The sequence below is a fragment of the uncultured Marinobacter sp. genome (assembly GCF_963974375.1).
Taxonomy (GTDB): domain Bacteria; phylum Pseudomonadota; class Gammaproteobacteria; order Pseudomonadales; family Oleiphilaceae; genus Marinobacter.
The window spans coordinates 1-8176 of record NZ_CAXBDN010000206.1 but is presented as its reverse complement, the minus strand read 5'-3'; the positions used below and the strand labels follow the sequence as shown (position 1 = coordinate 8176).

General features: G+C 57.6%; 9 protein-coding genes. 1 reads left to right on the top strand and 8 read right to left on the bottom strand.

Going from position 1 to position 8176, the window contains the following annotated elements; translation table 11 throughout:
* The 3 genes from AAC035_RS15680 to trmJ all read right to left on the bottom strand — a co-directional run.
* Positions 1-146, bottom strand: a 146-nt coding sequence (locus tag AAC035_RS15680; protein WP_339805781.1) for an Rrf2 family transcriptional regulator, incomplete at its 3' end; no start/stop codon positions are given.
* A 76-nt stretch (positions 147-222) separates the two neighbouring features.
* Positions 223-1020 (bottom strand): serine O-acetyltransferase, encoded by a 798-nt coding sequence (cysE, locus tag AAC035_RS15675; RefSeq protein ID WP_339805779.1) that lies wholly within the window; start codon positions 1018-1020, stop codon positions 223-225.
* A complete protein-coding gene (gene trmJ / locus AAC035_RS15670) occupies positions 1013-1852 on the bottom strand; it encodes a tRNA (cytosine(32)/uridine(32)-2'-O)-methyltransferase TrmJ (RefSeq protein WP_339805775.1) in 840 nt (279 codons plus the stop codon). The genes cysE and trmJ overlap by 8 nt, the downstream gene beginning before the upstream one ends.
* 193 nt (positions 1853-2045) lie before the next feature.
* Between trmJ and AAC035_RS15665 the strand changes: the two genes are divergently transcribed.
* Positions 2046-2846: an inositol monophosphatase family protein gene (locus AAC035_RS15665; RefSeq protein WP_339805773.1), complete on the top strand. Its 801-nt coding sequence runs from the start codon at positions 2046-2048 to the stop codon at positions 2844-2846.
* Between the two features lie 124 nt (positions 2847-2970).
* Here AAC035_RS15665 and secF read toward each other — a convergent pair whose 3' ends face one another.
* From secF to queA, 5 genes are all read right to left on the bottom strand, one after another.
* Entirely contained in the window at positions 2971-3924 is a 954-nt protein-coding gene (gene secF, locus AAC035_RS15660; RefSeq protein WP_339805771.1) for a protein translocase subunit SecF, read from the bottom strand.
* The gene (secD, locus tag AAC035_RS15655; protein WP_339805769.1) at positions 3917-5791 is read right to left on the bottom strand and encodes a protein translocase subunit SecD; all 1875 of its coding nucleotides are present in this window, start codon (positions 5789-5791) and stop codon (positions 3917-3919) included. The genes secF and secD overlap by 8 nt, the downstream gene beginning before the upstream one ends.
* 70 nt (positions 5792-5861) lie before the next feature.
* On the bottom strand, positions 5862-6224 hold the full coding sequence (gene yajC / locus AAC035_RS15650; RefSeq protein WP_339805766.1) for a preprotein translocase subunit YajC: 363 nt from the start codon (positions 6222-6224) through the stop codon (positions 5862-5864).
* A 90-nt stretch (positions 6225-6314) separates the two neighbouring features.
* The gene (gene tgt / locus AAC035_RS15645) at positions 6315-7436 is read right to left on the bottom strand and encodes a tRNA guanosine(34) transglycosylase Tgt (protein ID WP_339805777.1); all 1122 of its coding nucleotides are present in this window, start codon (positions 7434-7436) and stop codon (positions 6315-6317) included.
* Positions 7437-7443: 7 nt separating this feature from the next.
* The coding region (gene queA / locus AAC035_RS15640) for a tRNA preQ1(34) S-adenosylmethionine ribosyltransferase-isomerase QueA (protein WP_339805764.1) at positions 7444-8176 on the bottom strand (733 nt) is incomplete at its 5' end.

Sequence of the window (8176 nt, the reverse complement as noted above, 5' to 3'; positions counted from 1 at the left end):
AGTCGGGCAAACAGCTGCTCAAGATAGGAAAGGGAAATGCCCTGACGCCGGGAAATATCCGCCAGGCTTACCGGACCGTTATCGCCGTGAAGAGCGAGATCAAGCATGGCGGTCACCGCGTAGCGGCCTTTGGTTGTCAGTCGCATAAACCAGGCCCCAACCCAGGATAACAAGAATTAACAGCAACTGAGTATGAATTAACCAACTGTTTTGGTCAAGTATTCAGCGCGTTTCTGTCCTCTGGTCTTCCTTTTCGTCGTCGGGAGCACGGACACAGTCGAACTCTTCTATGTCCAGCGGTGGCAGCTTGCCGTTATCGACGTATTCCTGGTTAACCTTCTGAAGTGCGCAGCACATTTTTTCAATCCGCTCGTCCACCACATGCATGTGGTCCAGCAGGCTACGCATGGCCCTTGCCATGGGGTCCGGCATCTCTTCGGTTACCCCGTAAGCGTCGAATCCCATACGTTTCTCCATGGCCTCACGGCGCCCTTCTTCCGGCTCCTTGCTCTTGATGATCACCCTGCCAGGAATTCCCACGACCGTTGCACCCGGGGGTACCGCTTTGGTAACCACCGAGTTCGAGCCCACCTTGGCACCTGCTCCCACCTCGAACGGCCCGAGAATCTTTGCGCCGGCCCCCACCACCACGCCGTCACCAATGGTGGGGTGACGCTTGCCCTTGTTCCAGCTGGTGCCGCCGAGGGTGACTCCCTGATACAGCGTGACATCGTCACCAATCACTGTGGTTTCACCAATGACCACCCCCATACCGTGATCAATGAAAAAACGACGGCCAATGGTGGCACCCGGGTGAATCTCGATACCGGTAAACCAGCGCGCCAGCGTGGAAATGGTCCGGGCGAGCCATTTGAAATCATGCTTCCAGAGCTTGTGAGCAAGGCGATGAAACATCAACGCGTGCAAACCAGGGTAGTTGGTCAGTACCTCGAACGTATTGCGGGCAGCCGGATCCCGGTGGAATACGCTGCTAATATCCTCTTTCAAGCCTTCAAACATCGTCATTGCCTGCCTGTTTGCTGGTGGTTGCCTGATCGCCCGTACATTTCTGAACCGCAGACAATACGCCCCTGAGAATGCTGACTTCGGTCTGATCAGGGCGCGCACGCTGGAAAAGCCGCCGTATCCGGGTCATCAGTTGCCGGGGATTTTCGCGGCGATGAAACTGAATCCGCTCAAGTACCTGTTCGAGATGCCCGAAAAACCCTTCGAGCTCCGCCACCGTGGCCGGAGCCACATCCCAGCCAGGATCATCCGGGGAATTGATCGCCCTGAGCTGGGAGTGGCCACCCTGGTTTTCAAGGCTGCGCAGATACTGCATACGTATTTCATAACACAGCACCTGCACCGCCATGCCCAGATTCAGAGAACTGTAGTCCGGATTCGTAGGAATGTGTATGTGAACATGACAACGCTGCAACTCTTCGTTACTGAGTCCGTTGTTTTCGCGCCCGAACACCAGAGCCACCTGACCCTTGCCCTGATAGCTACCCACCTGAGCTGCAGCATCGGCCGGCGACATCACCGGCCAGGGTACCTTGCGGCCGCGGGCGCTGGTGCCCATTACCAGCACACAATCTTCGATGGCCTCATCGAGACTGGCCACCACTCTGGCACCATCGAGCACATCGGCGGCGCCCGCTGCCCGGGCATAGGAGGTTTCGTCCGGGAACGAGGCCGGATTCACCAGCCACAGATTGCCCAGCCCCATATTTTTCATGCCCCTGGCCACCGCGCCAATGTTGCCGGAATGGGACGTCTCCATAAGTATTATGCGTACGTAGTCCCGCGCGGGCATGTCAAAGGTGCTGGGCATCGCTGGTTTGAACATGTAAAGAAGACCCTGACTTTTTAAACAGGGGCGATATGTTACCAGACCCTTTGCCAAATGCGCGCCTGTTTGTGAACTGTGGAAGCTATGGTGTCGCTGCCATGGGTGACTGTACGGAGCCGAAAAACATTTAAGGGGCGGGGCCGATTTGTTATGATCGCGCCTTTGATCACTCCAGGTACTGAACAGTCTGATGCAACCAGCCATTAAAATGGCCCTGCGTGTCGCGCGCCAGGGTTCTGATTATCTGAAAGCTCACTTCGAACGTCAGGACATCGCCGGAAACGAACCCGGAGAAAGAAGACGTCAGCTTGAGCGTGTCACCCAGAAAATTCACGAGAACTTCGCGGATCAACTCCGCAAGGCCTACAAGGACCACTACATCGCCCCCGAAGGTGAAGGCGATGCAGCGGGTAACGCCCTGAGCTGGCACATCTACCCGGCTCTGGGCGCGGAGAACCTGCTGCGGGGCATTCCCGAGTTTGCAGTGGCACTGGTCCAGAAAAAGGAAGGCCGCACCGAAAATCTGCTGCTGGTCAATCCCGTGTCCGGCGAAGAGTATTCCTCCAGCCGCGGTCGTGGCGCTGCTCTCAACAGTCGCCGGGTGCGCATCAGCGATGTCCGGCAACTTGCCGAAGCCGAGCTGATCAGCAACCTGCTCAGTCACGCCAAAGGCAGTGATGACCCTCTGTTATGGGGTGAAATCAGTGCTGCCCTGGCCAGTCAGAGCGGTGGTGTCAGAACGTCCGGCTGTACCGTGCTGGACATCGCCCGGGTTGCGGCTGGCCACCTGGATGCCGCCATTATTTTCCGGCCCCAGGCCGAGGACCTCGACATCGGCCTTGCCATCGCCAATGAATCCGGCGCGCTGAGCGGCGATTTTTCCGGCAACCCGTCCAACCCGGAGAGCCGTCAACTGGTGATTGCCAATCCCAAGCTGTTCAAGGAGGTGCTTCGTACCCTGCACCCCTTCCGCGGGCGCCTGCCGCGCTAACAGCGGTTTTCTCTGCGCACACAAAAAAGCCGCCATAACCTGATGTTATGGCGGCTTTTTTGTGTGCTTTGGATTAGTGCCCGAGCCAGGGAAAGCGGTGGCAGCGCCTGCCACCGCAGACCTGTTACATACGGTTGAGCCACTCCGGCGGCTGCTCTTCCTCTGACCCATCGTCCGCACCTTCCTTTGCAGGAATCATCATATCTTCACGACTGACGTTCATGGCCAGGAGGATATTGGCAGACACATAGATGGACGAATAGGTACCCACAATGACGCCCAGTGACAACGCAATGGCAAAGTTGTTGATGGCCTCTCCACCGAAGAAATACAACGACAGCAGCACCAGCAACGTGGTCAGCGAGGTATTGATGGTCCGGTTGATGGTCTGGTGAATGGATTCATTGACCACATATTCCGAGTCACCTTCCCGCATCTTGCGAAAATTCTCGCGAATCCGGTCCGCCACCACAATGGTATCGTTCAGGGAATAGCCGATCACCGCCAGCAAGGCCGCCAGAACCGTAAGATCAAAGGTCCACTGGAACAGCGAGAAGAGCCCGAGAATGATGACCACATCGTGGGCCAGCGGTACCACCGCCGCAATCCCGAACTTGAACTGGAACCGCATGCCCACGTAGATCAGCACTACCGCGAGCGCCAGCAGCAGTCCGAGGCCACTGTCCTCTTTCAGCTCATCCCCCACCTGGGAACCAACGAACTCAGAACTGACCAGTTCCAGCTCGTCGCCTGACGCCCTCAGAACCTCGACAATCCTCAGGGCAACCGAATCGTCCTGAGCCTCTGCAAGACGGATCAGTACGGTGGTGTCGGCGCCAAAGTTCTGGACCACGAAGTCTTCGTAGTCAGCCTCCCGCAGCGCTTCGCGAACGTCTTCCAGGGCCGGCGCCTGCCGGTACTCAAGCTCAACCGAGGTGCCCCCGGTGAAATCGAGGCCGAAATTCAGGCCCCGGACACCCAGCAACACCAGGGATCCGACCACAAGAACGATAGAAAGCAGGGAAGCAGCCTTCCGCAACTTCATGAAATCAATTGGATGTTCTCTGGTATCAGACATTGGCCAGCTTACCTCCGATCGAGAGTTTTTCGACCTTCCGGCCCCCGTATATCAGATTGATAATACCGCGACTGACCACTAGTGATGTGAACATTGAGGTCAGAATACCTAGGCTCAGGGTAACCGCAAAGCCTTTGACCGGACCGGTACCCATGGCAAACAGGATCACCGCCACCAGCAAGGTGGTGATGTTGGCATCGAAGATCGACACAAAGGCGCGGGAGTAACCGGCATTGATCGCCAGTTGTGGCGGCGCACCGGCCCGGACCTCTTCACGGATACGCTCAAAGATCAGTACGTTGGCATCTACCGCCATACCCACTGTCAGCACGATACCGGCGATACCCGGCAAGGTCAGAGTGGCCGAGAGAATGGACATACAGGCCAGCAGCATCATCAGGTTCAGGGTCAGTGCGATATTGGCCACCAGACCAAAGGCCCGGTAAAACACCGCCATGAACAACAGCACCAGCACAAAACCAAAGACCACCGACATCAGGCCGGCATCGATGTTCTGCTGACCCAGGCTTGGACCAATGGTGCGTTCCTGGACGAAGTACATGGGTGCCGCCAGTGAACCGGCCCGTAGCAGCAGCGCCAGTTCGGCGGCTTCCGGTACGGAATTCAGGCCGGTAATGCGAAAGCTGGAACCGAGCGTCGACTGAATGGTGGCCAGACTGATGATGCTCCGGTCCTCAACACGCTTCTCGGTGGAGACCAGCTCTCCATCCACAACTCGCTGTTCGGTTTCAGTCCGGAACTCGATAAACAATACTGCCATCCGGCGCTGCACGGCGGTCCGGGTCGCCCGCGACATGCGGTCACCGCCGACACCATCCATCGTGATGTTGACCTGGGGCTGGCCGCTCTCGTCGAAGCCCTGCTGGGCATTGGAAACGTTCTCGCCAGTCACAATGATGTCTCTTTCAAGACGCGCAGTGCGACCTTCCTCATCCCGGAACGGATACTGCTCGGTGGTGCCGCCAGGTGCGTCCTGACGAGCCTCCAGGCGGAACTCAAGATTGGCCGTTGCACCCAGAACTCGTTTGGCCTGTGCGGTGTCCTGGACACCGGGTAACTCCACCACGATGCGTTCTGATCCCTGGCGCTGGACCAGCGGCTCGGCCACACCCAGCTCATTCACCCGGTTACGGATGGGGGGCAGGTTCTGCTCGATGGCGTAATCCTGGATCTGACGGATTTCGCCTTCGGCCAGCGTCAGCACCAGCTCATAGTCATCACCGCTGGTCCGTTCATCCAGCAGAAACTCGCTGTAGTTGCGTTGAACCAGACGGAAAGCTTCACTGCGTTCACTCTGGTCACGGAATTGCAGAATCACGGTGCGGTCATCAGCAACCTCGCCACCGCGATAACGGATACGCTCCTCCCGCAACTCGCGACGGATCTGGCTGGAAAATGCGTCAAGCCGCTGGCTTACCGCACTTTCCATATCCACTTCCAGCAGGAAGTGAACGCCACCACGGAGGTCCAGGCCCAGTTTCATAGGCCCGGCTCCCAGCGCCCGCAACCAGTTGGGCGTGGATTCTGCCATATTCAGGGCGACAAGAAACTCGTCACCGAGTGTCGCCTGAACCAGTGGACGGGAACGGAGCTGGGCTTCCGCTGTGTTTACCCGGATCAGCGCACTGCGATTCTGCAGTTCACTGCCCTTGATATCAAAACCCGCTTCTTCAATAGCGGCGACGGCCTCATCGAGGTGACTCTGGGACACCTCGGTGGCACCACGGGCGCCGGTTATCTGGATGGCGTAGTCATCCGGGTAGATATTGGGTAACGCATAGATGAACCCGATCGCAAGCGCGATCAGGATAATCACATTTTTCCAAAGCGGATACTTGTTCAGCATAGGGGCCCTTTCCCGACCAACTGCAGTTCGGCAGTTCGGCAGTTCGGTTCCAACCGTCAGGTCAGTGGTATCAGATGTCTTTCAGAGTGCCCTTGGGCAGGGCTGCAGCAACAGCCACTTTCTGAACCTTGACTTCAACGCCATCAGCGATCTCGACCACAATAAAGTCGTCAGATACACGGGTTATGCGACCGGCCATGCCGCCGCCCATCACGATCTCGTCACCCTTGTTAAGGCCTGACATCAGATTTTTGTGCTCTTTGGCGCGCTTGGATTGCGGACGCCAGATCAACAGATAGAAGATCAGGATGAAACCGCCAAAAAAGATAACCTGACCGATTATACTCATTCCACCGGCTCCGCCTTCCTGTGCAAACGCGAGGCCAGGGATTACCGCCAGCAGTGTGGCCAGCATGGTTTTTACTGCATTCATGGTCGTCTCCGTAATTTAGTCATCAGTCAAACAGACGAAGGTTACAGTCCAGCAGGCGTCATTCAGCCACTGCTGCAACCTTCAGAGAGATCAGGCCCCGGCCATTGGCGGCACCGGTAACCCCCGCTTCTGGTAGAAGGTTTCAACAAAGTCGGACAATGTACCTGCTTCAATAGCACCGCGCAATCCGGCCATCACCTTTTGGTAGTAGTGAAGGTTGTGAATCGTGTTCAACTGTGAGCCCAGCATTTCACCACATTTATCAAGATGATGCAGATAACTCCTCGAGAAATGTGAACAGGTATAACAGTCGCACTCTGCATCCAGCGCTGAGGTATCGTGGCGGTGCCCGGCATTCCGGATTTTCACAATACCGGTAGATGTGAACAGATAGCCGTTGCGGGCATTGCGGGTAGGCATGACGCAGTCAAACATATCCACGCCACGGCGCACCGCTTCCACAATATCTTCCGGCCGGCCCACGCCCATCAGGTAGCGGGGCTTGTTCTCCGGCATTTGCGGTGGCAGGTCGTCCAGTACCGCGATCATTTCGTCTTTCGGCTCGCCCACCGACAACCCGCCAATGGCGTAGCCGTCAAAATCAATATCGGTCAGGCCCTCCAGGGAGCGCTTGCGCAACCCGTTGTACATGCCGCCCTGTACGATACCGAACAGTGCGGCCGGATTATCACCATGAGCATCCTTGCTGCGCCTGGCCCAGCGCAGGGACAGCTCCATGGACTCCCGTGCTTCGCTCTCGGTGGCCGGGTAAGGGGTACACTCATCAAAGATCATCACGATGTCGGAACCCAGGTCCCGCTGCACGCCCATGGCGATTTCAGGGTTCAGTTCCACCGGCGAACCGTCCACCGGTGAGCGGAAACTGACGCCCTCCTCGGTGATCTTGCGCATTTCTCCCAGACTGAACACCTGGAAGCCACCCGAGTCCGTCAATATGGGGCCTTGCCACTGGGTAAAGTCGTGCAGATCACCGTGGGCTTTCACCACCGCCGTACCCGGCCTCAGCATCAGGTGAAAGGTATTACCGAGAATGATCTGGGCACCGGTCGCCTCGATATCCCGTGGCAGCATGCCCTTGACCGTACCGTAGGTACCGACCGGCATGAACGCCGGGGTATCCACCACGCCTCTGGGAAAGGTCAGGCGGCCGCGACGGGCCTTGCCATCTTCCGCCAGCTTCTCAAAGGACATATAGCATTCACTGCGCATCAGTAACTCCTGACTGGACCGGTGCCGACAGCGAACCGAGGCTGGGCTCCTGTCCTGTGATAAACATGGCATCACCATAACTGAAGAAGCGGTATTTCTCTGCCACCGCTTCACTGTAGGCCGCCATGGTGTGGTGGAAGCCGGCAAAAGCACTGACCAGCATGATCAGGGTGGACTCGGGCAAATGGAAATTGGTGATCATGGCGTCGATACACTGGAACCGGTAACCGGGGCTGATGAAGATATCGGTTTCGCCCTGAAACGCTCTGACTACACCGCCCCGGGCCGCAGATTCGAGTGAACGCACCGACGTGGTCCCCACGGCGATCACCCGCCCTCCCCGGCTGCGGGCTCGTGCAATGGCGTCAGCGGTCTGTTCCGGTACCCGTACCACTTCACTGTGCATGATGTGATCTTCAATGCGGTCAACCCGCACCGGTTGAAAAGTGCCAGCGCCCACATGCAGCGTAACAAACGCCGTATCAATCCCCCTGGCAGTCAGTTCCGCCAGCAGCTCGTCATCGAAATGCAGGCCGGCGGTCGGGGCTGCCACAGCACCGGCTTCTCTGGCATAAACCGTCTGGTAACGCTCGCGGTCGCTGGATTCATCGGGACGATCCACATAAGGCGGCAATGGCATATGTCCCAGGCGCTCCAGTAGTGGCAGCACCGGCTCGTCCGGTTCAGACTGCAACCGGAACAGCGCATCCTGGCGCTCAACC

Coding starts and splice junctions, on each gene's coding strand:
- cysE (WP_339805779.1), bottom strand. CDS start 1,020: ATGTTTGAAGGCTTGAAAGAGGATATTAGCAGCGTATTCCACCGGGAT.
- trmJ (WP_339805775.1), bottom strand. CDS start 1,852: ATGTTCAAACCAGCGATGCCCAGCACCTTTGACATGCCCGCGCGGGAC.
- AAC035_RS15665 (WP_339805773.1), top strand. CDS start 2,046: ATGCAACCAGCCATTAAAATGGCCCTGCGTGTCGCGCGCCAGGGTTCT.
- secF (WP_339805771.1), bottom strand. CDS start 3,924: ATGTCTGATACCAGAGAACATCCAATTGATTTCATGAAGTTGCGGAAG.
- secD (WP_339805769.1), bottom strand. CDS start 5,791: ATGCTGAACAAGTATCCGCTTTGGAAAAATGTGATTATCCTGATCGCG.
- yajC (WP_339805766.1), bottom strand. CDS start 6,224: ATGAATGCAGTAAAAACCATGCTGGCCACACTGCTGGCGGTAATCCCT.
- tgt (WP_339805777.1), bottom strand. CDS start 7,436: ATGTCCTTTGAGAAGCTGGCGGAAGATGGCAAGGCCCGTCGCGGCCGC.